Consider the following 24,943-nt stretch of genomic DNA (forward strand, 5'->3'; position numbering starts at 1 on the left):
TCTATTGCTGAAAGAATCAATAGAACTTTAAAGTACGAATATGCTTTAAAAGAAATAATTAAAAACACAGCTATTGCTCAAGAAATCACAAAACAAACGGTAGATATATACAATAATTTAAGAACACATTTTAGCCTAAATTTAAGAAAACNTAAAGTACGAATATGCTTTAAAAGAAATAATTAAAAACACAGCTATTGCTCAAGAAATCACAAAACAAACGGTAGATATATACAATAATTTAAGAACACATTTTAGCCTAAATTTAAGAAAACCTGCGGAAGTACATTTAAATCCGAATATAAAATATAAATCATATCGAAAAAATAATGTAAATTTACCCGAACTAACTATTTAAAAACAAATATAGTTCAAATTATTTTTTGCATTATAAAACAACTAAAAAAAAGTTTGAACGATATAAATTAACCTAAAAAAGGTCAACCTATATCAGTATAATACAGTCCTAACATTTCTTGAATACCATCGAATTTGTTCATATACTTACGCTGATCAAGAAGTATTTTACAATCTGAATTATTGATGATAGACTCCTTAACAATTGGTGATTGAATGATGTCATCTACTTCTTGTGTAACCACAATGGCTTCTCCAAAAAACTTCCGAACGGTTTTGAATAAGTACTTGATGTATTCTGCCATTCCTTCCTTGGCAATGGCTTTCCAAGCTTCCTCAATTAAAATCAGTTTACGAATCCCTGTTAATCGACGCATTTTATTAATAAACACCTCCATAATGATGATTGTAACAATCGGAAACAGAATTTTATGGTCTTTAATGGCATCAATCTCAAACACAATAAATCGCTTACTTAATAAGTCTAATTCTTCCGTAGAGTTCAGTAAATAATCATATTCACCACCTTTGTAATAAGGTTCTAATACGTTTAAAAAGTTTGCGATATCAAAATCCTTTTCTCGTACCTCTTTTTCTGTTAAAATGGTTTTATAATCGGTTTTTAAAAACTCATAAAATCCATTAAAAGAAATATCGGTAGTTGCATCTTTTTGAATGCGTTTGATAAACAAGTTTACCGCATTTGACAAGGCTACTTCTTCCGAACGTGAAGCAGGTTCATCATCGCGTTTCCACAAGGTGGTAATTAGTGTTTTGATACTTTCTCTTTTCTCAATATCAAACACACCATCGTCTGTGTAAAAAGGATTAAAGGCTATCGGATTCTCTTCGGTATATGTAAAATAAACCCCGTCTTCACCATTAGTTTTTTGACGAACCAACTCGCATAAACCTTGATAACTATTACCTGTATCTACCAACAACACGTGCGTTCCTTGCTCGTAATATTGTCGGATTAAATGATTCGTGAAAAAAGATTTCCCACTTCCCGAAGGTCCTAAAATGAACTTGTTTCGGTTGGTGATAATTCCTTTTTTCATCGGTAAATCGGAAATATCCAAATGAATGGGCTTCCCCGTTAACCTGTCCACCATTTTTATTCCGAAAGGTGATAGCGAATTATGGTAATTGGTTTCTTGCGTAAAGAAACACAAAGCGGGGTTTATAAAGGTGTAAAAGCTTTCTTCCGCAGGAAAATCACCTGCATTTCCAGCCATTCCTGCCCAATATAAAGTAGCACTATCTACCGTGTTATGATGCGGGCGACATTCCATTAAAGCTAATTGACTACCAACATCATTTTTGATTTGTCGCAATTCTTGACGGTCATCACTCCACGCTAATACATTGCAATGGCAACGCACCGAAGTCAGTCCATTCGAATGTGCTTCATTCAAATAATTCTCAATCCATTCTTTATTGATTTGATTGCTTCGACTATACTTGCCCAATGAGTGCATATTACGAGCCGATTTTTCAAACTTTTGTAGATTTTCAGCACTATTATCTATAAAAATATATTGATTGTAGATATGATTACAACTCAATAATAAACCTACTGGCGAGGCAAAGGATAATCGACAATCACTTCTATCGGTAGATAATCGCTCAAAGCGAGTATCGGTACTAACTTCATTGGGTAAATTTTCGGTGTCAGACAAGGTGTGCAAACACAAAATTTTATCGCCTACTTTTACTTCATCTACTCCTAAATGAATGTCTTGTAATGTGAAATTTTCATTTCCAGACAACGATAAATATTCTTCTAGTAGTCCTTTTTTAGTAGCTGAACCAATAATATCACTATCAGTCAAACGTTGTAAATCAACATAGCCCGAATCATTGATAATACGTTCAAATTGATCCACCGATTCCATAAATTTGAGCATTGCCTCTTGGTCTTGAATTTCTTGAGGAACAATACGTTTACGAGTCAACGTAGAAAAACTACTTTGACGACGCATGCGCTCTTTAGATGTTTTAGTAACATACACGTAACAGTGATGTGATAAAAACGGACGCTCATTAAAGTTCTTTTCAAAACTTCGAGATAGAAAACTTAAATTGTCTTTTTGAAGTTCAGGGGTATAATTGTCTTTTAAATACCAATCTTGTTTATGCACAATCGTATAATCGGGCAATACTTTTATGGCTTTATGCCATGCGGCATGAATGGCTTCGTACTCCTTTCCTGTTATCGTAAAAATTTCAGGTAAGGTTACTTTAAAAGCGATGGTAATATCTGCTTCTTTACTTATGATACAGTTATTCTCTACTGCCCAAATCGGAAACTTATCGGCTAATGCACTTCGTTTTGCTATGGGTCTCATCGGCTTTGATTTTGAAGATTTATAAGTGATGCTACTGTGCGATGACGGGTAATAAATTGCGGATGATTTTTACGTGACGAAACTTTCATTAAGCCGTGTTCACCGTATTTATTATTTAAGGCAAAAGTTTTCCAAACTAGAATAACTCCGCTTATTAAACCAAGGGTCAAGCATACATATTGATTGATACCAATCATATACAGTATAACCACCGAGATAAATACCCCAAGTAAACCACCTGCAAAAATGAATAGATATTGTGCTTTTAAACCTTTAAATTCTACCGTACTCCCTATGCCTTTATTGATTTGAAAATCTGCCATAGCTTATAGGAAAAATGAGCGTAAAATGGTTGCCGAAACAATCAAGAAAATACACGCTCCAAACCACGATGCCGCAGTTTTAGAAGTATCTGGGTCTCCTGATGAAAATTTGTTATAAACTTTTACACCACCAATTAAACCAACCACCGCACCGATGGCATAAATTAATTTGGTTGCTGGGTCGAAATAGGACGTTACCATTTGGGTGGCCTCATTAATTCCGCCTACACCATCTTGTGCGTATGTATTGGCTATAAATGCCAAAAAACATAGCAGGCTAAATGCTATTTTTTTATAAATTCGAGTGTTCATTTTTTTGATGATTTTTTAATTAATTGAATACTGTGAAGTGCCTGAACTCGTATGTTTTTGGTTCAGGTAATTACTATTTGAGGTCGTAGTTATCCGTACTCAAAATGTTGCTGTATAAAGTGTTTTTCTTTCATTCGTGTGTGGTTTACAAGCTGTTTTTTAGCTTATTTCACACGAATGTATATGGAGAATGCAACCCTTTTTAAAAGGTGACGTTTATGGCTTTAGTTGGCTTTTGAATGGTAGGGTTTGGAAGAATTTGTATATTTAAAACATTAATTTAATTAGACTTTTATGAGCTTTAAATATGATGACAAACAAAGGCTGGATTGGTTAAAAAGTGTCTTTCCTGAATTTAAGAAAAAGCCTTGGCATAATGAGCCAGTATATCATCCTGAAATTGATTTTTTTTATGAGGATTTTTTTAAACAAGAAGGGGAAAATGAGCTAACTGAAATTGACCCCTCTAAAATAATAGGTATCAAATATTCATATCTATATAATGGTAATCTGTACAGAGAACCTAGAGAAAATATGATTAATTGGATGCACTTATTTCATTCACTTGTAAGACTTGATCGTGTTATAGATAATTTCAACTCAAAAAAGGACTTGATAGAACATATACATCGTAATATGGATGAAAAACACGTTCGTATGTATGGCACTCATTATATAAGTACTTCTGGTCAGCATAGGTTATGTTTAGCCAAATTATTAGGTTTAAAAAAAGTAAAAGCTTTCGTAACAAAATATAAACTAGACAAACCCTCTTTCGTTAGAGAAAAGAGAACAGAAAAAAACTACAATTTTTATATAGCCAATAATTTAATTAATGATAAATATAATATCTCTAGTCAGAAAGACTGGAGTTTAATCCATTTGTATTTAGATGGGAAAAAAGTTGCTATTCATAAAAATTTACAATCTCATTTCATTGGTTATTATACCAATTTAAAAAATTATCAACTTTTAAATCTGCTATACCCTTTGAATAAACACTACAAAAGAACTATTGAAAAAGCAGAGGAGATTAAAGATTTAAAATACTTAATCGCTAGACATAAAAGTAAGTGTGATTAATTATTATTTATACAAACTCCCCAATATCAAAATCACGCCAATCTTCTGTGGTTTTAGGATTGAGATACGTTTTTAGATGCTTGTCTAATAATTCAGAAATGCGTTGCTGTGCTTGAGGTATTTGCTCGTTTAAAATATCCAATAACTCGGTATCTACAATTTTTACTGCTACAGGTAGAGCTTCGGGTGTAAGTTCTTTTTGAATTAGCATTTTAGATATTTCTTGTAATTCCTCAAAACTTAAACCTGTATTAAAATCTTCGTCTGTTTTTGCTGAAAAATTGGTTTTTAGTTCTTCTTCCTCATCCATTAATTCCCAATCATTCGCAATAATTGTTTGAGTAGTATCCATATTAAATACATCGTCTAATGCTTCTTTAGGAATTATTTTATTCTCATTTTTTTTGAAAGTTTCTATTGGAGTGTTTAACCTTTCCTCTTCTTTTATAACCACTTTACTTTCACCAATTATAGATGGTTTATTCTTTGGTTTAGGCATTTTTATTTCTGTTTTATTAGTTCCTTTTTTAGTACGAAATCGGTCAATTATCAAAAGAACCAACAACAATAAAATGATATATTGTATATACGTTTCCATCTAATTTATTTTATAAAATTGGTTTATATTTCTCTTTAAATTGCTTTTTTATTTCGGTTTCATATTCAGCAAAATGATGCCTTAAAATATTGTCTAAATAATTAGAAACTGATATGTTACTACCAGCAATAACTCGTGTAATTCTGAATAACACTTCGTGCATTTCTGGTTGAATGTAAATGGATTTTCCGTTACGAGCTGTTAAGTTCGTTTTCTGTAAAAACAACTCTTTATACGGAGTTCCTTTTTCTTTTGAAATAGCCTTGATTATTTCTTTCTGCTTTTTTGTAGACTTTGTTTCCGTTTTTTTAGATTTTGTTTTTCCCATTTCTGGTAGCTCTCTATCTTTTGAAAACGGTTGAGCCATCATTTCCATTAACTTTTTTTCGTCTATGGGTGTTTCATCTTTTTTCATCGAGTTATATTTTTATTCGCTTTACTGTAATTTGTTTTACTTTGTTTACTTCTCTTATTTTTTCTTCAGCTTCTAACCAAGCCATCGCTTTAGTATCAGCAGTTTTTCCTTCAAACGGATTTTTAGATAATCGTTTTGCTTCTATCATATCTCTATCTGAAAAAATAGCAAAAGCACTTCCTTTTTTATATTTAAAACAAACTGCTTTAGGGTAATTTTCTAGCACATACGTTTGTGCCTGTTTCCAATCTTTATTTTTCATAATTATAGATTTAAGAGGTGTAGAAATTCATTGATAAAAATTTCTAATCGAGCCAATTTTATCATCCTATTATGAGGAGGAAATAAAGTAGACCGAAATACCAACCCTTTACCTATTTCAGGGATTTCTTTACGAAAGCGTTTACTATCAGAAAAATAGTGTTGCATTAGGTGTAAATCCAATTCTTTTAAAACGGTTTCATAAGATTTGTAGAGCGGAGATTTTTCTCGTCCATCTACCATATTCCAAAATAAATGCAATCCTTTTTTATCTGGTTTTGTTTTAAATATTTTGGATACTACCTGTGAAAAAGAAAGTGTACTTTCCATAACCACTCTATCCGCAGTTATTGGCGATAAAATTGCATCCATTCCTAATAAACTTTTTAGGATCCCTGCTGAGTTTACTGTACCAGAAAAGTCAAAAAAAGCAAAATCATAGGTTATAGAACTATTGTCTAAATATTGTTTCGCTTCTTGCAAAGCAGTATCTCCGTTACACGGAATAATGGGATATGCTTTTTTATTTAACTGCGAAAATTGAGCGTGTGCCATTCGTTTAAAATGGTCGTGTTCCATTACAGCTTTTAACTCTCGTTCTCGTTGCCTTACAATACTTAATTGCGGAAAATCACAATCAAAAACAATCACTTGATAGCCCATCTTGTAGTGCAGCATTCCTGCGGTAAGCACAGTTATTGCACTTTTTCCGACACCTCCTTTTTGAGAGGAAAAACTAATTTTTAAAGGTTTTTTATTCATCATTTTAATTTTATTAACTAATTAATAATTTACGCATCTTACTTACCCCCTCTGTGAGGGTTTCATTGGGATTTTTTTTGGTGGTTATATCTATTTCTATATTTTTAACTAACTATATAATTAGCTCTATGACTGTTTATTATTTTAGTTAGTTTTAGGACTTTATATATTATTGTAATGCTGACTATTGCTATTGTTTTACATTCATTTATATCATCAGTTAGAAAACTTTATAGCTCAACATTTTTTTAGTTGTATGATTGAAAAACCATCTCGATGATCATAATTTTTTACACCTAGTCAATCAGTTGACTTTTTAATCGACTATTTGGCAATATGGCATTTTGCATCTTTAACTATATAGTCAGCCGTTTATAGGGCAAAAAAACAACACTTTTATCCTCCTTTTCTCAAACCTTCATAAAGTAGCACTTAATGGCTTTCTGTGTCGTCTTTTGGCACTGATTATCATAGTGTTACAATCGTCTATTCACTCTTACTTTGTCATAGCTAGTTCTGGGATTTGTGATATGGAATCACAACATTAAAATCCACCCAAAAACTGTTCATAGGAACAGAGCAAGTTGTGTAATGAGTGCCTCAAAAATACTTTTGTGCCTCTCATTACAAACTTGTCCTACGGAGTTTAAAATCTCTCCGAAGTCGAGGATTTTGGAAATTATGAACTGGAAGTTTTACTCGATAATCGAGATTTAAAAGTTTAGTATATAAAACAATTAAAATGAAAAAAAAATACACTAAAAAAGGACGAAAACCCAAAGAAAATCCTTTGGTATATCGCTATGTTTTTCGATTAAACGCTGAAGAAAATACCAAGTTTTTGGATCAATTTGAGGTTTCAGAATTACTTACCAAAGCGGATTTTATACGTGCTGTTTTATTTGATAAAGAAATTAAAGTAGTAAAAATTGACAAATCTGCACACGATTTTTATATGCGATTGACTTCCTTTTATGGGCAGTTTAGAGCTGTCGGGGTCAATTATAATCAAGTTGTTAAGGCATTACACACCACATTCACCGAAAAGAAAGCTCGGTTTTTACTCTCAAAATTAGAAAATCACACCCTAGCATTGATTGCTATTATTGAAAAAATCATTCGTTTAACTCAAAAATTTAAAGAATAATGATTGCAAAAATAGAACGTGGAAATCACTTAAAAGGAGTTTTACTGTATAACTATAAAAAGGTAGAAATCAATAGAGGCAACATCTTGTTATGTCATAAAATGATTGAACCCTTTACTGAGCAGTTTACGATTCCATTATTAAAAAGTTCTTTTGAACCTTACTTGATTGCTAATAATCGTACCGAAAAACCAATACTTCATATCTCCTTAAATCCGAATCCAAAAGATACGGTTTCAGATGAGCTTTTTAGCGAGTTAGCAGAAAACTATATGCAAGAATTGGGCTATGGAAATCAGCCTTTTGTAGTGTTTAAACATACCGATACTGAACGTGCACATATTCATATTGTATCGGTTTGTGTAGATGAATATGGCAAACGTATTTCTGATAGTTTCGAGAGAATACGCTCTATGAAAATATGTAGAAACTTAGAAAAAAAGTTTGGTTTAACCTCTGCAATTGGTACTTCAGAAAAACAAGAAATATTGCCACTACAAAAAGTAGATACGAAACAATTAAATTTAAAAAAACAAATAGCCTCAGTATTAAGGTTTGCTAATGAAAATTACCACTATCAAACAATGGGTGAATACAAAGCCTTATTGTCTTTTTTTAATGTAGCAGCGGAAGAAGTTAAAGGCATTATTCACGGAAAAGAAAAACGAGGATTGGTGTATTTCGCTACTGATGATATCGGTAAAAAAGTAAGCAATCCGTTTAAATCTTCTCGCTTTTCTGGGGCTGTTGGTATTCCTGACTTACAGCAGAAGATGGAAAAATCAAAAGTATTTATTCAGAAGAACAAACCTCAAAAACGAGTTCGTGGATTGGTACGTGAAGCAATGCAGAAATATAAAAATCAAGATGATTTTAGAAAGCATTTACAAGACAATAAAGTATCGCTTTTTGTTCGAGAAAATACGGAGGGTAGAATTTACGGTGTAAGTTTTATCGACCACCATTCTAAAACGGTACTCAACGGTACTCGTTTAGGGAAAGATTTATCAGCAAATGTATTCCACCGTTGGTGGAAGGAAGGAGAACATCCAGTTCCTATATCTAAGAAAGAACAATTCGAGCAACATTTTGAAAAACAAATAGAAAATGAACAGATAGCAGAAGTACAGAACTTCTCTAATAAACACATTTTGGAAGCCTTGGTGGGTTTACTGCCCTTGGATATTTCAGAAGAAAATGATAATCAAATACTAAAGAAAAAACGTAAAAAGAAACGATATGCAAAACGAAGATGATATTAGAGGGTTAGCCAAAACAATGGAATTTATAAGAGCAATTAGTATTTTGTTCGTCATTTTACATTGTTATTGGTTTTGTTACGAAGCATTTACTGAATGGCAATTTACCATTCGCATTGTAGATAAAATTTTATGGAATTTTGAACGGAATACTGGACTATTTTCGTCTTTATTATGGACTAAATTATTCTCAATTCTCTTTTTAGGATTGTCCTGTTTAGGTACAAAAGGAATAAAAGATGAAAAAATTACGTGGACTAAAATTAGTATTGCTCTGGTTATTGGTGTTGTATTTTTCTTTTTCAATTTTTGGTTATTGACTGTTTCATTACCAAAAATACAGATAGCAATAGTATATATTTCGAGTTTGTCTGCTGGTTATATCACTTTATTAATGGGCGGTGTTTGGATGAGTAGGTTGCTAAAAAACAACTTAATGGACGATGTATTTAACATCGAAAATGAGAGTTTTATGCAAGAAATTCGTTTGATGGAAAATGAATATTCTATAAATCTTCCTACACGATTTTACTATAAAGAGAAATGGAATGATGGGTGGATTAACATTGTTAATCCGTTTAGGGCAACTATTGTACTAGGAACTCCAGGATCAGGTAAATCATTTGCAGTGATTAACAACTACATCAAACAGCAAATTGAAAAAGGATTTTCTATGTACATCTATGATTTTAAGTTTGATGACCTTTCAACCATCGCTTATAATCATTTATTAAAGCATACGGATAAATATAAAATCCCTCCAAAATTTTATGTGATTAATTTCGATAACCCACGGAAAAGTCATCGTTGTAATCCGATTCATCCTACGTTTATGACAGATATTTCAGATGCCTACGAAAGTGCTTATACCATAATGCTAAATTTGAATAAAACGTGGATTCAAAAGCAAGGGGATTTCTTTGTCGAAAGTCCTATTATTTTATTAGCATCCATTATTTGGTACTTAAAAATTTATGAAAATGGAAAATATTGTACATTTCCACACGCCATCGAATTACTAAATAAAAAGTATACAGATGTGTTTACCATTTTGAGAAGTTACCCTGAGTTAGAAAACTATTTATCGCCATTTATTGATGCGTGGGAAGGTGGTGCACAAGACCAATTACAAGGGCAAATTGCAAGTGCTAAAATTCCGTTATCTCGAATGATTAGTCCTGCCTTATATTGGGTAATGACAGGTGATGATTTTTCGTTAGATATTAATAATCCAAAAGAACCAAAGATTTTGTGTGTAGGGAATAATCCTGATAGGCAAAGTATTTATTCGGCAGCATTGGGTTTGTACAATAGTCGAATTGTAAAACTCATTAACAAAAAAGGACAATTAAAATCTTCGTTAATTATAGATGAATTACCGACTATTTATTTTAGAGGATTGGATAATTTAATTGCTACTGCAAGAAGCAATAAGGTAGCGGTGTGTTTAGGTTTTCAAGATTATTCACAATTAACACGAGATTATGGCGATAAAGAAAGTAAGGTAATTCAAAATACAGTTGGAAATATTTTTAGTGGTCAGGTTGTGGGAGAAACGGCGAAAACGTTGTCGGAACGTTTTGGTAAAGTATTGCAGAAAAGACAATCTATGACAATTAATAGGCAAAATAAATCGACTTCTATTTCCACGCAAATGGATAATTTAATTCCGCCAAGTAAAATTTCTAATTTGACACAAGGTATGTTTATAGGGGCAGTTTCTGATAATTTTGATGAGCGTATTGACCAAAAGATTTTTCATGCAGAAATTGTAGTGGATGTGGAGAAGGTTCTTTCTGAAGAAAAAGCCTATAAACCCATTCCTGAAATCACTTCGTTTTTAGATGAAAATGGTAATGATATAATGGAACAAGAAATCAATGCTAATTACCGTCAAATTAAAGCAGATGTTGAGAATATTGTGTTAAGGGAGTTGGAACAAATTGAGGATGCGGTCTAATTTGAAGGGTTTAGTTACATAGTATTTTGATAAAGTGTTGTTGGAAAGTGGAAAATTGCCAAAATCAAATTTGGAGTTCTGAATGATCCAGATAATGATTGGACAATTTGAGAAGAAGCTGCAGCCCAAGAAATGGAAATGTCTTTTTTGGATATTTTATCAAAAGATTATTCTGAAATGAAATATGACGATATTCGGCATATTAAAAAACAATATGATTATCTTCGGCATTGGGAAGATTTAACAGGAATATTCTCTGTAATCGATGGAGAATTTACGTTTTTTTCTTCACACCAAAATACCACTAGAAAAGCTAATTCGTCATAAACTGGCTAGCCGCAATTATAATGAAAATCAAAGGTGGTACGGTTTTTATAAGATTTCTGATATATGGTTGAAGTAAAATTAATACTTTTTTTATGCAGACAGAGTTGAGTTTACAGTCTCACTTTTATTCCTAGTATTAGGATTGCACAAGGCGTGTTCATTCCTCTTTTATTTACCATATATTTCTTTTTTTTGATAATTACCTTATTCTATATCTTTTATTATAAAAACATAAAAGAGAAAACACTCCTATTTGCAGGTCTATTTTCATTTTTTATCTACCACTTATACCTATTCAAATGGAAATTATTTTTTTAACACCTACTTCTTTTTAACATATAGATTAATAGAACTTTTAATCACCATACATTTAATTCATTTAAAGATTTTCTATTTTTAGTATAGACATCTTTAACAATTTTTCCATATTCAAACTTTAAAATCCTGTCTGCATATTTAAAGTAAGCATCGTCATGAGTCACAGCAATTATTGTTTTCCCCTGACTTTTTAATTCGGGTATTAATTCTTCATAAAAGTATTTTCTAAAATGAGGATCTTGATCAGCTGCCCATTCATCTAGAACTAAAACTGGGCGATTCTCGAGAAGCGCATAAATCATTGATAATCGCTTTCCTTGCCCTTTTGAAAAAGTTCTTTTAGTTACATTTTCATTTTCTTGTATAATGGAATCTAATTTCATTTTCTTTAGAAGATGATTATACGCTTCGTTTGTCTCAATATTATAGTCTTCATAATGCTCTGAAAACAAATGATTTTTTGTGAAAATGGGAGAAAATAATTCCCTATAATTTTGACCAAAATTATTAACAGGTTGTTTATTAATCAAAATCTCACCAGAAGTAGGAGAATAAAGACTTAGTAATAACTTTATAAATGTTGATTTACCACTACCATTGCCACCAATAATAAAAACGGTTTCTCCTTCTTCTATTTTTAAATTTATCGGATAAATGCTAAATGGAGAATTTTGATATTTAAAAGTAGTTTCTATGAATTCAAGAGTTCCAAAATGCTTTAAATCAAGTTTGTTGATTAATTTGTCGACTTTACCATTAGTCTTAATAGTTTCAAGTTCATTTGTAAAAGCCTTCATTCTTTTAAGTGATACAGATATCTTAATTGCAAAATTTTGAAGTGATATTAATTTATTTACTGGTCCTGATAAAAAGAGTAAAATAACGATAAAAGAAGCTGTTTTATCAACTTCTAAAATACCTATAAAAGGAAACACAAAAGCAATGATTCCTAAAAGAAACCATATAGAATAACTGCCTATCAGGTTACCTAATAAAAATAGGTTTGAAACTCTTATTTCTAAATTTCTTGAAAGTGTCCTATTCTCCAATAACTTTTCATCAATTAATGTCGTCTTTTTCTTTTTACTTAAAGAAATTTCTTTGATTCCGGTGATAAAGTCTTCAAGATATTTAAAATATACTTGGTTATTTATTCTAGCATCAGAGATTATTTTTTTATTGATTCGATTTATTATTTTATACCCTAAAGCAAAAAATAATACAATCAAAATAAACACTATAGTTGCTACATAGGATGCAAGAAATAAATATACCAATCCGCCAATAAACAATACGGTTGAAGTCAAACCATTCGAGATAAGATGTGGTAAATACACTAAATTCCTAATGTCTTCTATTATTCCTAAAATTCTTCCTTTATCTATTTTCTCAAATTCTTTAAAGCTTGAGTTTCCTATTGTTTTAATTATTTCGAGCTCTTTTTTAAAAATATAATCATTAGATAGGTCAATAATCTTTTCTTGAAATATTTTATCAAAAATAAACGTAAAGATTAAAACTATAAAAAATGTAAAAATATAGGTTTGACGTATTTTAGAGAAGTCAAGGATAGATTCGTTTATTAAAAACAATAAAACTAGCCTTAGAACACTAGATACTATCGCCAAGATGAATAAAATAATATAAGTCTTACTATTAGAATACTTCATAAATTTCATATAACTATTTTACTGTAATTTCTTGAGCACAAATATTCAGGTCTTCTATCCTTCTCTTTTTGGGGTAAATTTTTAATATCATTATATGTTATTATAGCTGTCTTTCTATCAAATGGAGAGATGTTAGAATTAGAGCAATGGAATATATTAGGATGAAAAAATATGCACGTGCCTTTACTTCCTTTAGCTTCAATAACTTTTCCATTGGTAAAGTAATCTTTTAAAAAATCTTTATGAATTGTATACTTTAAATCTGTATTTAAAGAATTAATAAAACCAAGTTCTTTATTTTCCAGGTGCTTTTTAGGTTGAAAATTCACCACTCCGTCTTTATGAGAACCTGGCAATAGCAATAAAGGACCTTGAAAAGAATCCGTATCTTGAAGTAATACCATAACCGATACCATATTAGATTTTTTTATGCCATCATCAATATTCCAATACGGAAAATCTTGATGCCATTCCCATAATTTACCTGTTAAGGCTTTCTTATTATTAAGTTTGTATTGGTAAAGATAAATCTCATTTTTAAGTATTTTTTTTGCTATACTAACTAGCTCTCTTTCCTTATAAAATGTATCAAATAAAGTATGGTGTAATTGCGGCGCATAAACAGATCTGATATCTCCATTATCTTCACAAATAACATTTGGAGAGGTTTTCAAATCTTCAAACACTTCTCCTGCTTTATTTAAAGCGTCTATTTTTAATTTAGTAAATAAGTTTTCAATTATTAAATACCCATTTTCTTCATAAAAATCTATTTCTAATTCATTTAATTCCATTATTTTATTATTTTATTAAATCTATTTTAAAATTGTTTAATAGAGTTATTTAGGTTGTAACTACCGCGTTTGGTCCTATTGAATATCCATATTTTATAAACCTCTAGTCAATTCAAAGAATTTACGCTATTATTCTTCCAATAATTCTGTAATCGTTTTTATATTATTTTCAACTGATAACACGTTATGATGATTAGCAGGAATCGGATGTATCACCACATCTTTAGCAGTATATTGCCCCCAATCATAATCGTATACATTTTCTCTAATTATCTTTTCACCATTGACTTCCTCGTTTTCGTAAATCGCTTTAAATAATATAATTTTTGTATTTAATTTCTCTTTGATAATTGGTTTATAAGATAACATAAATTTGTAGGTACTAAATCTCACTTTTAGCCTACCTTTAAATTCCCTTTTATTAGGTGGTTGTAATAATTCACAGACTTGATTTATTTGCTCATCCACAGATTTGCCTTCAATAAATAAGTCATTCTGATTTAAATTTTCATTTTTAAAGCTTGATCCATGAAATTCAATTAGGGTCGATAGTAAATTTCTAAAGGCCTTATTTTCGTCTTCATCTTCTCCAAATATTTCAGCGACTGGTTTTCCATCAAACATTAATAACTCTTCAACTTCAAATCCTTTCTGTTGCAGACGTAAAGCCATTTGATAAGCTATTATGGCTCCAAAAGAATAACCTCCAATTCGATAAGGTCCATGTGGATCTACTTTCTGCAATTCATTCACAAAGAGTGCTACCATGTCATCCAGAGTCTCTGGAGTCTTTAATCTTCCATTTAGACCTGGGATATGAAAACCATATACAGGTTGATTATTTCCTAGAGATTTAACTAACCTCCCATAGATATGACATGTTCCAGATCCATCTGGTGCTAAAAATATAGCTCGTTTATTTCCAAATTCTTGTAATGGAATAAGGACATTGTTATCAAACATGCTCTTGGTATTCACATGGGGTATTAATTGAGAAATAGTTGGATGCTCGAATAGTAAGCCTAAGCTGATATCGGTTTCTAAAATTTTATTAATACGTGTTACTATTTTAAATGCCAGCAAACTATGACCACCCAGTTCAAAGAAATTGTCATGTATACCCACCTTTTCTACTCCTAACAATTCCTGCCATATTTTCACTAATTGAGCTTCCACTTCTGTCCTTGGAGCCACATAGGCTTTCGTGGACAAATCTGAACTATCCAGTTCAGGTAACGCCTTCCTATCCAATTTTCCATTGGAAGTTAAAGGCATCTCATCCAATTGTACCCACAACCTTGGAACCATATACTCTGGTAAACTTTCTTGTAATTGTTCTTGCAACACCTCCTTGTCAAAGTCAGTTTCCATCACCACATAGGCAACCAATCGATTATTTCCTTGATTGTCTCTTTTTACCAAAACACAGCAATGGTTCACTTCTGGTAATTGAAACAAAACATTCTCAACCTCACCCAGTTCAATACGATAGCCTCGGATCTTTACTTGAGTATCTTTCCTACCAATAAACTCTATATTACCATCAGATAACCAACGAACCAAATCTCCCGTTCGATAGATTTGCGTTCCTTCTCTAAAAGGATTAGTGATAAACTTCTCATTTGTTAAGGATTCTCTATTCAAATAACCAGAAGATAGTTGAGCGCCTCCTATGCATAATTCACCAATAACTCCAACAGGTACAACAGCATTATTCTTATCCAATACATACAACTGCACATTGCTAATTGGACGACCAAGCGTCACTCTTTCGGAAGCTTTTAGCTTCTGAGTCGTCACCCAAATCGTAGCTTCTGTAGGTCCATATAAATTCCATACAGTATTGCTCATCCTTGTAAGACTATTCTTCAAGGATTCATTGATAGCTTCTCCACCAGTTAAAACAGTTACTGCTTCTTTGTTTTCCCAACCACTATCTATCAACATTTGCCATGTGGATGGCGTGGCTTGCATAAAATCAGGTTGATATATCTTTATCGCTTCTTGAAGTTTATTCCCTTCTCTTATACTCAACTTATCTAACATAACCACTTGAGCCCCTAGTAATAATGGTCCAAACAACTCGAGATAAAAAATATCAAATGTGTAGGTCGTTACTGAAAGAAAAACTTCTAAGTCTTTCATCTCTAATCGATCTACCATGCCTAATAGAAAATTCGAAAGACTAGCATGTGTTATAGGGACGCCTTTAGGTTTTCCTGTACTTCCCGAGGTATAGATCACATAGGCTAAGTTGGATGGAGTAGCGACTCTTTTTATTTGGTTTTTAGATGCTTTGCTTATCATATCCCTATCCTTATCCTTATCTAAAAGAACCATATCTATAGTCTTATTACTCGATAATCCTCCACTATTCTTGCTATCACTTAGCACTATTGCTACCCCTGAGTCTTCCAACATATAATCCATACGCAACTGTGGAAAATATGGGTCTATAGGTATATATGCTGCGCCTGATTTCAAAATCCCAAAAATACTGATGATCATCTCCAAACTACGATCTAGACAAATACCTATTAGATGCTCTGATGACACTCCTTTTTCAATCAAATAGTTTGCTAATTGATTCGATTTCTCATCTAGTTCCTTATAGGTTAGGTTTTCTGCATCATACACCACTGCCGCGGCATCAGGTGTCTCTAACACCTGTGCCTCAAATAAATCAACAACTGTCTTGTCCTTTGGATAGGATACTGCTATATCGTTGAAGACCTCTAACAACTGATGTACTTCCTCCTCACTAAGTATTGATAAATCTCCTATCTTTGCAGTTGGGGAGCTAACAATCGCTTTCAATAATTCTTGATAATGAGCGAACATCTTTTGGATTGTTTCTTTCTTAAATAACGCCGTAGCGTAGTTCATATCCAAATAAAAACCGGTCTCAGTCTCCGTCAAGGCAATGGTTATATCAAATTTTGAAGTGACGAGTCCACTCACCTCGTAATTGGATAGTTTAAGTCCCACCATTTCCGTATTATAATCCTTTGGAATGTTCTGTAGCATAAATAGTACCTGAAACAAAGGCGTCACACTCATATCCCGTGTCTTAACAACACGCTCTACAACCTTCTCAAAGGGAACCTGTTGGTAGTCATAGGCTTCTAAGGTCATTTGCTTGACTTCCTGTAATAGCTCTTTGAAAGAATTATCTCCTTTGATCTGAGTTCGAAGGGTCAAGGTATTCACAAAGAAACCAATCATCTCTTCCAGCTCTTTCTGAGTACGATTAGCAACAGGAGTTCCTACACAAATATCATCCTGCCCACTGTATCTACCTAAAAGTACTTTGAACGCTGCTAAAAAGGTCATAAAAACAGTAGCGCCTTCTTGCTGACTCAAAGCCTTGATATCCTTACTAAGAATATTGTCCAATTCAAAGGATAAAGTTGCTCCTGAGGTATTCTGCACAGCAGGACGTACATAATCGGTAGGTAATTGAAGAGGACTTACTCCTTCTAATTGATTCTCCCAGTACGATAACTGATCATCGATGATTGTTCCTTCCAAATGCTCTCTTTGCCACAGGGCATAATCTATATACTGTAAAGACAGTAAAGGCAAACTTGTTTCTTTGCCTAGCGTATAAGCATTATAAAGCTCTATAAAATCTCCTATCAAAATATTTTGGGACCATCCATCACTAGAAATATGATGGAACACACCTGCCAGAACAAACTCTTTATCTCCCAAATCATACAAGCATGAGCGGAGCATATAATCTGAGTTTAAATCAAAAGGAGAGGATAGAAAACCTTTTAAATCTTTCATTAATGTGGAAACATCATTAGTCATATCTTTAAAAATAGGCTCCCATCCATAAGGTGATAATACTTCTTGATAGCCCGTACCTTCCTCTGAACAAATTACTGTGCGAAGTACTTCATGGCGTGCAACAATATCTTTTAGACTTGAGGACAATGCTGTTTTATCCAGATCTCCCGAGAGTTTCAATACAAAAGGTATATGATATTCCACACTTCCTTGTAATCGATCCAAGAACCATAAACGTTCCTGACTAAAAGATAACGGAATTTTCTTTGGTCTTTCCTCCACCCTAATAACCTTAGGTAACAACGCCCCTTTTTTTTGAGTTGATAAGTAAGCTGCTAAACTAGCAATAGTAGTATAAGCAAAGACATCTCGAATGGTCATCTCTACATTTAGTTCTTTGCGTATGGTAGAGACCAAACGCGTGGCCAATAAACTATGTCCTCCCAATTCGAAGAAGTTGTCATGTACGCCCACCTTTTCAATACTCAATAACTCCTGCCAGATTTCCACTAATTGTTCTTCCATTAGGGTTCTTGGTCCCACGTAAGCTTTGCTCGCCAGTTCTAATCCATCCTGCTCTAGTAGCGCTTTTCTATCGAGTTTACCATTGGAGGTCAATGGCATCTCATCCATTTGCACCCACAATCTTGGAATCATATGCTCAGGTAGACGATTCTGCAACTGTGATTGTAATGCTTCCTTGTTCAAACCTTCTTCCATCACCACATAAGCAATTAATCGATTGTTTCCTTCGCTGTCTTGTTTTGCCAATACACAGGGTTGAATAACTCCCGCCAACTGAGACAATACGTTCTCAATCTCACTCAGTTCAACACGGAAACCTCGTATCTTTACTTGATGGTCTTTTCTTCCTAAAAACTCAATATTTCCACTAGGTAACCATCGTGCCAAATCTCCTGTTTTGTACATTCGGCCTCCTTCTTTAAAAGGATTAGTAACGAATTTTTGACGGGTCAATTCATCATTGTTAAAATAACCTCTGGCAACACCCGAACCTGCAATACATAGTTCTCCAATAGCTCCCATAGGTAATAATTTACCTTCTGGATTTAAGATATACAGCTGTGTATTGGCTACAGGTTTACCTACATCGGATGGCATAGTATCTGCTTTCATCTCATGTTCACTTGATGTAATGGTTGTTTCAGTAGGTCCAAATTCATTGATGATTCTTATACCCTTATTTCCCCATTTCTTGTATATCTCTTTATCAAACAGATCGCCTCCACTAATGATTCGTTTTAAACTATTGCCTTCTATATATGGTAATTCTCGTAGAAACGAAGGTATGGCATGTAAATGTGTGATCTTTTTATCTAACAGTAGCTCAACAGCTTCTTCTATGTTTAACAATTTATCTTTGGGTACAACATGTAATGTTGCTCCATTTATTAGTGGCACACATATTTGCTCTACAGAGGGGTCAAATGAAAGACTCGTAAATAATAAAGACTGATCTTCTGCCGTAGTTCCATAAAATGCTGTTTGACAGTAAAGAAAGTTAGCTAAATTTTTATGCTCTAACATTACTCCTTTAGGATTACCTGTACTTCCTGAGGTATAAATAACATAAGCCAAGTTATCTGACGAAGGAACATTTTTTAACTTTTTCACCGATCTCTTTTCGATCTTATCCTTCCACTCACTGTCCAATGCAGTAATATCCAAATCCTCTATATTTCTGAATATATCTATACAACTATCAGAACTCAACACAACTTTCACCCGCGAATCCTTCAACATATAATCTATGCGAGATTGCGGATAATCTGGATCGATAGGTACATAGGCAGCACCTACTTTCATGATTCCCATGACACTGATGATCATCTCTAGGCTTCGGTTCATGCAGATTCCCACAATATCTTCTAAAGAAACGCCTTTATCAATCAAATAATGGGCCACCTGATTCGATTTTTCGTCCAACTCCTTATACGTTAAGCTGTCCCCTTCACACACCACAGCGGTGGCTTCCAGTCTCTTTATTACCTGCTCTCCAAATAGATCAACTACCGTCTTATCTATTGGATATATCTTGTCCGTATTATTGAATACTTCCAGTAGTTGATGCGTTTCTTCTTCTGTTAAAATGGACAGCTCCTCAACAGTTATTTGCGATTGTTCATCAATATTGGAGACTAACTGCTGCAATGCTTCTTCCATATAAGATACAATAGCAGTAGAATTAACGCCTATGTCAGCGATATCAAAAGTCAAACCAAAACCATCAGAATAGTCCTCTACGGCTAAATTGATAGGGTAATTTGTCCGTTCAGTAGCTGACAAGGCTTTTATTCCGGTATCAAGAGCGGTTTTTGTGTTATCTTCAGATAATTTTTTCTCCTGATGGCGGTAATTAAACAAGGTACTGAACATTGGGATATCATTGGGTATACCACTTAAATCATGAACACTTGACAAAGGCGTATGTTCGTGATTCAAAAGCGATTGCAATCGTTTATTGGTTTGATCGATGTAGGAACGTATATCTCCTTTTAGCTTCAATAACACAGGAAGGGTGTTTAAAAATAAACCCAGGGAAGATTCAGAACTCTTGGAAGCTTGTAATCTTCCCATAAGCACCGAACCAAATAGCGCATAATCCGTACCACTACATCTTCCTACAACCAACCCAAAGGCTGCATGAAATAATACGGCCGGACTTACTTGTAAATCACTTGACACCTTTCGGATACTATCATTTAACTCTCCAGATAGTCTTGTTTTTGAAGCAACTACCTTAGTTCCACCATCCATCTTAGTACTCGATAGATTAAATGGATAGGTAGGTGCTTCAATATTTTTAAATAATTCTCTAAAGTAATTTTGACTCTCCTCTGATTTTTTCTTATTCAAAGTATGCCCTATAAAATCACGATAAAGTGATGATGTAGGAAGTAACCCTGCTCGTCCCGAAAGATACAATTCCATCTCCTCCATCATTTTGACTCTACCGATACGGTCTGTCATCAAATGGTGATAATACACAACAAAGTAATAGGTGTTATTCGTTACATCGTTGGCAATTTTTACATTTAGAATCGGAGCTTTTGATACATCTATCCATAAGTTTTTATGGGCAACCGCTGCCTGAACCTGAGGTAAAATTTCTTTACTGTCATCAATAGTTAAAGCCTCTACATTGAGTTCTGCTTCTCGTAATACGACCTGTACAGTTTTGGAAATACCATCACTTACAACACAAGTACGCAATACATCATGACGGTTGATAACAAATCTAAAGGCATCCAGTAATTCGGAACGTTTTTCCAAAGATGAAAAGGATAACAAAAGCGGTAATACATAGGGATCACCGGCCTTCTCTCCACTCATCAAATGGTGAAAATAAATACCTTCTTGCAATGGTGACAGTGGATAGATGTCCTGGATATTCTTAGCACCACCCGGAACATGATCCATAATCGTTTCCAGTTCATTCTGGTTTAAATCTACCAGAGTCACCATTGAAGGGGTGATATAGTCACAACCTTTTACAATACCATTCTCCGGAACCTTATATCCCTGATCTATGGAAATCAACTTTGTACTCAATGACGCAATACTCGGGTCGTCATAAAAATCGCTAATGTTGACCGTATAACCCAGTTTTCGTATTCTTGCTATTAAGCGAATGGCCAAGATGCTCTGTCCTCCCAATTCGAAAAAGTTATCGTAAACACCTACTTGTTCAATACCTAATAGCTCCTGCCAAATTGCTGCTAGTTGCGTTTCCAATACTGTTCTTGGAGCAACATATTCTACAACGGCAACCTCATAATTCTCTGACATTAACAAGTTCTTTCTATCTATCTTTCCATTGGAAGTCAACGGCATCTCTTCCAGTACTATCCAAAGTCTGGGAACCATATATTCCGGTAAGCTTTCTTCCAGTCTTGATTGTATGGCTTGTTTATCGAGATCTCCTTTCATAACGACATATGCCACCAAACACTTGTCTCCATGTTGATCTACTTTTGTCAATACACAAGATTGTCTCACATTTGGCAATCCAGATAATGCTTTCTCGATTTCGTCTAGCTCTATACGATAGCCATTCACCTTTACTTGATTGTCCTTTCTTCCCAAAAATTCTATAGTACCATCGGACAACCAACGCGCCAAATCACCCGTTTTGTACAGGCGTTCTCCTTCTTTAAAATGGTTGGCAACAAACTTCTCCTGTGTCAATTCTTCTCGGTTTAAATAGCCTCGGGTTACCTGAGCACCTCCAATACACAACTCACCAACTGCACCAATTGTTACCAGATTCTCCTGAGCATCCAGTATATAAATTTGCGTGTTTGCTATGGGTTGACCAATGGTGATGGTTTGGATGGCTTCATAATTGGTGACTTCAGAAACAACACATCCAACAGTAGCCTCCGTTGGCCCGTATTCATTGAACAATCTTACCGATGGATGTAAGCTTCCTAAATTCTTTAAATCTGCATGCATTAACTGTTCTCCACCTATGATATAATTCTGTATTCTAGAAGTATCTAATTCTTTAAAGAAAGACAAATGAGATGGAGTCAATTTGATCGTATTAATGGACTTGTTTGCAGCGATATCCACAAAAACTTTACTGACATCATTGTCCTTGTAAATATGCAATGCCCCTCCAGTTAATAGGGTTAAGTAAATACTGGTTTGTGTTAAATCAAAGGACAGGGAACTAAACAGAGGAAAATTATAACTATCGGTATGAATTCTGTAACGCTCCATTGAATAGGAAAGATAGTTGAGTAAGTTTTTGTGTTCAACCATAACACCTTTGGGATTCCCTGTACTTCCTGAAGTATAAATGATATAAGCTAAAGACTCTGGTGATGGTTTGTATTCATCTTGATATCTCTCACTTGCTAATTGATCAAACTTAGTATCAATAGGATATAGGGCTACATCATAATCCGACACTTCCGACAAACTCTCTGAATCTACAATAAGTAATTTGATCGCTGCATCTTCTACAATAAATCTTTTTCTAACATCAGGATATGTTTTATCAATAGGTAAATAACAGGCTCCAGATTTTAATATCCCCAACATGGAAATAATTGACCAGATACTACGATCCAATAAAATACCTATAATATCTTCTGAGGCTATTTTACATTCTGCCCTGAAATAATGAGCCAGCTGATTGGATTTTTCATTTAGTTCCCTATAAGTCAAGCGCTCTCCTTCACTAACCAAAGCCTCTACATCAGGTGTCTTCGTCACCTGTTCTTCAAACAAATCAATTACAGTTTTATGAGTTGGATAATTAATAGCTGTATCATTAAATACCTCCAACAATTGATGGCGTTCTTCTCTAATGAGCATGGATAGGTTTCTCATCTGAACAACTGGAGAGGCAATGATGGATTTTAACAACTGCTGGTAATGAGCAAACATCCTTTGGATGGTTTCTTCCTTAAACAGACTTGTTGCATAATTCATATCAACATTAAACCCATGAGTCGTTTCAGTGATTGTTACGTTTAAATCAAATTGCGATGTTGTGAGTTGTCGATCTTTATAATTTGACAAGCTTAGCCTTTCTATCTTCTTAATTTCTGCATTTTCAGCATCTTGAGCTCCCTGCAATAAAAACATCACTTGAAAGATTGGATTTATACGGGTATCACGAGTTTTTACAACACGGTTAACAATCTCTTCTAATGGAGCTTGTTGATGATCGTATGCATCTAGAGTTGTTTTCTTCACCAATTGTAACAACTCACGGAAAGAGCTATTTTCTTCAACTTTAGTACGGAAAGGCAAGGTATTGACAAAGAACCCCATCATATTTTCAAGCTCTTTCTGGGTACGGTTAGCTACCGAGCTACCTACACAAATATCCTCTTGACCACTATACTTCCCTAATAGCACTTTGAAAGCCGCCATTAAGGTCATAAAAGCGGTAACACCTTCTTGTTTACTTAATGAATGTACAGCTGTACTCAGGTTACTGTCGAGTACGAAAGAAATATTTGCTCCTGAGATACTGCGTACAGCAGGACGTTCATAATCCTTAGGCAATTGAAGGGTACTTACGTCTTTCAAATGATGTTCCCAGTAAGATAAGTGTTTATCTATAAAAGCTTCATTTAGATGCTCTCGCTGCCAAAGTGCGTAATCTGCATACTGCATGGATAAGGGCACTAAAAGACTCTCTTTACCAGAGACATAAGAGCGATAGAGTTGTACAAACTCCCTAATTAATATCCCGCGAGACCAACCGTCACTGGCAATATGATGGATAACACCTGCCAGAACATATTCCTGTTCTCCAAGATCATATAAACATGAGCGGAACATATAATCTGAGCCGAGATCAAAAGGAGTCGATAAAAATATCTTTAAATCTTCCGATAGGTCAGATGCATCGGCGGTTCTGTCTTCAAAGGGTAGTTTCCAAGCATCAGGAGATAACACCTTTTGATAGCCCACACCTTCCTCGGCATAGATGACCGTTCGTAATATTTCATGACGCGTAACAATTTCTTTTAAGCTTAAGAATAGAGCTTCCTTATTCAAATCGCCCGAGAGTCTTAAAGCAAACGGTATGTGATATTCTACAGTTCCCTGTAATCCGTCCAGAAACCAAAGGCGTTCCTGATTGAAGGATAAGGGAATGTGTTTGTATAGAGTTCGATTGTAAACTTGTATTTTTTCGGATGAATTCGCTGAAGAGCGACTTCTTTTCTGATAAATATTTAAGTGATTTACTATGCTTGTTTTGTTCTCTTTTAAAATCTCTAAGAAATCGGCATCTATTTTACCTTTTTCGGCTTTTACCGCTAAATTTCCTTCTTTTAATTTTAAAGATACGCCTTGTTTTTTGGCCTTTTCTAATATTTCAAAAACTTCCATATTTTGTTGTAATCTAATGTTTAGGGACTTTGTTTTAAATTAAAATTTCATCGTCAAAATCTCCGTCTTCTAAATTGAGATATTGAATGTAATTACCTAACTGTTCAATACAATTAAACTCAAAAACATCTTGAATTGAGATTTCTATATCAAACTCTTTTTGAATGGTGATAATCAACCTAACAGCTAATAAGCTATGTCCACCCAGTTCGAAAAAGTTATCATGGATACCAATCTGTTCAACTCCTAACAACTCTTGCCATATCTCAGCTAACTGCGCTTCTATCTCTGTCCTTGGAGCTGCATAGGTTTTTGTAGACAAAGTAGACAGA

17 protein-coding genes are annotated in these 24,943 nt (G+C 33.8%); 6 read left to right on the forward strand and 11 right to left on the reverse strand.

What is annotated here, in order from left to right; translation table 11 throughout:
• The first annotated feature begins 15 nt into the window (after positions 1 to 15).
• Complete coding sequence (locus tag L0U72_RS11180) at positions 16 to 186, forward strand: integrase core domain-containing protein (RefSeq protein WP_449649471.1); 171 nt, start codon at positions 16 to 18, stop codon at positions 184 to 186.
• A gap of 254 nt (positions 187 to 440) precedes the next feature.
• Here L0U72_RS11180 and L0U72_RS11185 read toward each other — a convergent pair whose 3' ends face one another.
• From L0U72_RS11185 to L0U72_RS11195, 3 genes are read right to left on the reverse strand one after another with little or no spacing between them, the layout of a single operon-like run.
• On the reverse strand, positions 441 to 2,708 hold the full coding sequence (locus tag L0U72_RS11185) for a TraG family conjugative transposon ATPase (RefSeq protein WP_233899266.1): 2,268 nt from the start codon (positions 2,706 to 2,708) through the stop codon (positions 441 to 443).
• Positions 2,705 to 3,031, reverse strand: a complete 327-nt coding sequence (locus L0U72_RS11190; protein ID WP_233899268.1) for a DUF4133 domain-containing protein — start codon at positions 3,029 to 3,031, stop codon at positions 2,705 to 2,707. The genes L0U72_RS11185 and L0U72_RS11190 overlap by 4 nt, the downstream gene beginning before the upstream one ends.
• A 3-nt stretch (positions 3,032 to 3,034) precedes the next feature.
• Complete coding sequence (locus tag L0U72_RS11195; protein ID WP_233899270.1) at positions 3,035 to 3,343, reverse strand: DUF4134 domain-containing protein; 309 nt, start codon at positions 3,341 to 3,343, stop codon at positions 3,035 to 3,037.
• A gap of 294 nt (positions 3,344 to 3,637) precedes the next feature.
• Here L0U72_RS11195 and L0U72_RS11200 point away from each other — a divergent pair, with 294 nt between their 5' ends.
• Positions 3,638 to 4,426, forward strand: a complete 789-nt coding sequence (locus L0U72_RS11200; protein WP_233899272.1) for a hypothetical protein — start codon at positions 3,638 to 3,640, stop codon at positions 4,424 to 4,426.
• A 7-nt stretch (positions 4,427 to 4,433) separates the two neighbouring features.
• Here the strand turns inward: L0U72_RS11200 and L0U72_RS11205 are convergent, their stop codons facing one another.
• Genes L0U72_RS11205 through L0U72_RS11220 form a run of 4 tightly spaced genes read right to left on the reverse strand, consistent with a single transcriptional unit; the run spans position 4,434 to position 6,462 of the window.
• Positions 4,434 to 5,024, reverse strand: coding sequence for a hypothetical protein (locus L0U72_RS11205; RefSeq protein ID WP_233899274.1), 591 nt, complete (start codon positions 5,022 to 5,024; stop codon positions 4,434 to 4,436).
• 10 nt (positions 5,025 to 5,034) lie between these two features.
• The gene (locus L0U72_RS11210) at positions 5,035 to 5,439 is read right to left on the reverse strand and encodes a DUF3408 domain-containing protein (RefSeq protein WP_233899276.1); all 405 of its coding nucleotides are present in this window, start codon (positions 5,437 to 5,439) and stop codon (positions 5,035 to 5,037) included.
• 4 nt (positions 5,440 to 5,443) lie between these two features.
• On the reverse strand, positions 5,444 to 5,701 hold the full coding sequence (locus tag L0U72_RS11215; RefSeq protein ID WP_233899278.1) for a hypothetical protein: 258 nt from the start codon (positions 5,699 to 5,701) through the stop codon (positions 5,444 to 5,446).
• A 2-nt stretch (positions 5,702 to 5,703) separates the two neighbouring features.
• On the reverse strand, positions 5,704 to 6,462 hold the full coding sequence (locus L0U72_RS11220) for a ParA family protein (protein WP_233899295.1): 759 nt from the start codon (positions 6,460 to 6,462) through the stop codon (positions 5,704 to 5,706).
• Between the two features lie 742 nt (positions 6,463 to 7,204).
• Here L0U72_RS11220 and mobA point away from each other — a divergent pair.
• The 4 genes from mobA to L0U72_RS11240 all read left to right on the forward strand — a co-directional run bounded on the left by mobA (position 7,205) and on the right by L0U72_RS11240 (position 11,155).
• A complete protein-coding gene (gene mobA, locus L0U72_RS11225) occupies positions 7,205 to 7,609 on the forward strand; it encodes a conjugal transfer protein MobA (RefSeq protein WP_233899280.1) in 405 nt (134 codons plus the stop codon).
• A complete protein-coding gene (mobB, locus tag L0U72_RS11230) occupies positions 7,609 to 8,865 on the forward strand; it encodes a conjugal transfer protein MobB (protein WP_233899282.1) in 1,257 nt (418 codons plus the stop codon). Before mobA ends, mobB begins: the two co-directional genes overlap by 1 nt.
• The gene (gene mobC, locus L0U72_RS11235; RefSeq protein ID WP_233899283.1) at positions 8,849 to 10,828 is read left to right on the forward strand and encodes a conjugal transfer protein MobC; all 1,980 of its coding nucleotides are present in this window, start codon (positions 8,849 to 8,851) and stop codon (positions 10,826 to 10,828) included. Before mobB ends, mobC begins: the two co-directional genes overlap by 17 nt.
• Positions 10,829 to 10,960: 132 nt before the next feature.
• Entirely contained in the window at positions 10,961 to 11,155 is a 195-nt protein-coding gene (locus tag L0U72_RS11240; RefSeq protein ID WP_233899285.1) for a hypothetical protein, read from the forward strand.
• A 359-nt stretch (positions 11,156 to 11,514) separates the two neighbouring features.
• Here L0U72_RS11240 and L0U72_RS11245 read toward each other — a convergent pair whose 3' ends face one another.
• The 4 genes from L0U72_RS11245 to L0U72_RS11260 all read right to left on the reverse strand — a co-directional run.
• Positions 11,515 to 13,143 (reverse strand): cyclic peptide export ABC transporter, encoded by a 1,629-nt coding sequence (locus L0U72_RS11245; RefSeq protein WP_233899287.1) that lies wholly within the window; start codon positions 13,141 to 13,143, stop codon positions 11,515 to 11,517.
• A 5-nt stretch (positions 13,144 to 13,148) separates the two neighbouring features.
• Entirely contained in the window at positions 13,149 to 13,937 is a 789-nt protein-coding gene (locus L0U72_RS11250; RefSeq protein WP_233899289.1) for a phytanoyl-CoA dioxygenase family protein, read from the reverse strand.
• Between the two features lie 129 nt (positions 13,938 to 14,066).
• Complete coding sequence (locus tag L0U72_RS11255; protein ID WP_233899291.1) at positions 14,067 to 24,611, reverse strand: non-ribosomal peptide synthetase; 10,545 nt, start codon at positions 24,609 to 24,611, stop codon at positions 14,067 to 14,069.
• Positions 24,612 to 24,645: 34 nt separating this feature from the next.
• Positions 24,646 to 24,943 (reverse strand): phosphopantetheine-binding protein (locus L0U72_RS11260; protein WP_233899293.1); only part of this gene is annotated, 298 nt, incomplete at its 5' end.

Source organism: Tenacibaculum piscium (assembly GCF_021390755.1).
In the GTDB taxonomy this organism is placed as follows: domain Bacteria; phylum Bacteroidota; class Bacteroidia; order Flavobacteriales; family Flavobacteriaceae; genus Polaribacter; species Polaribacter piscius.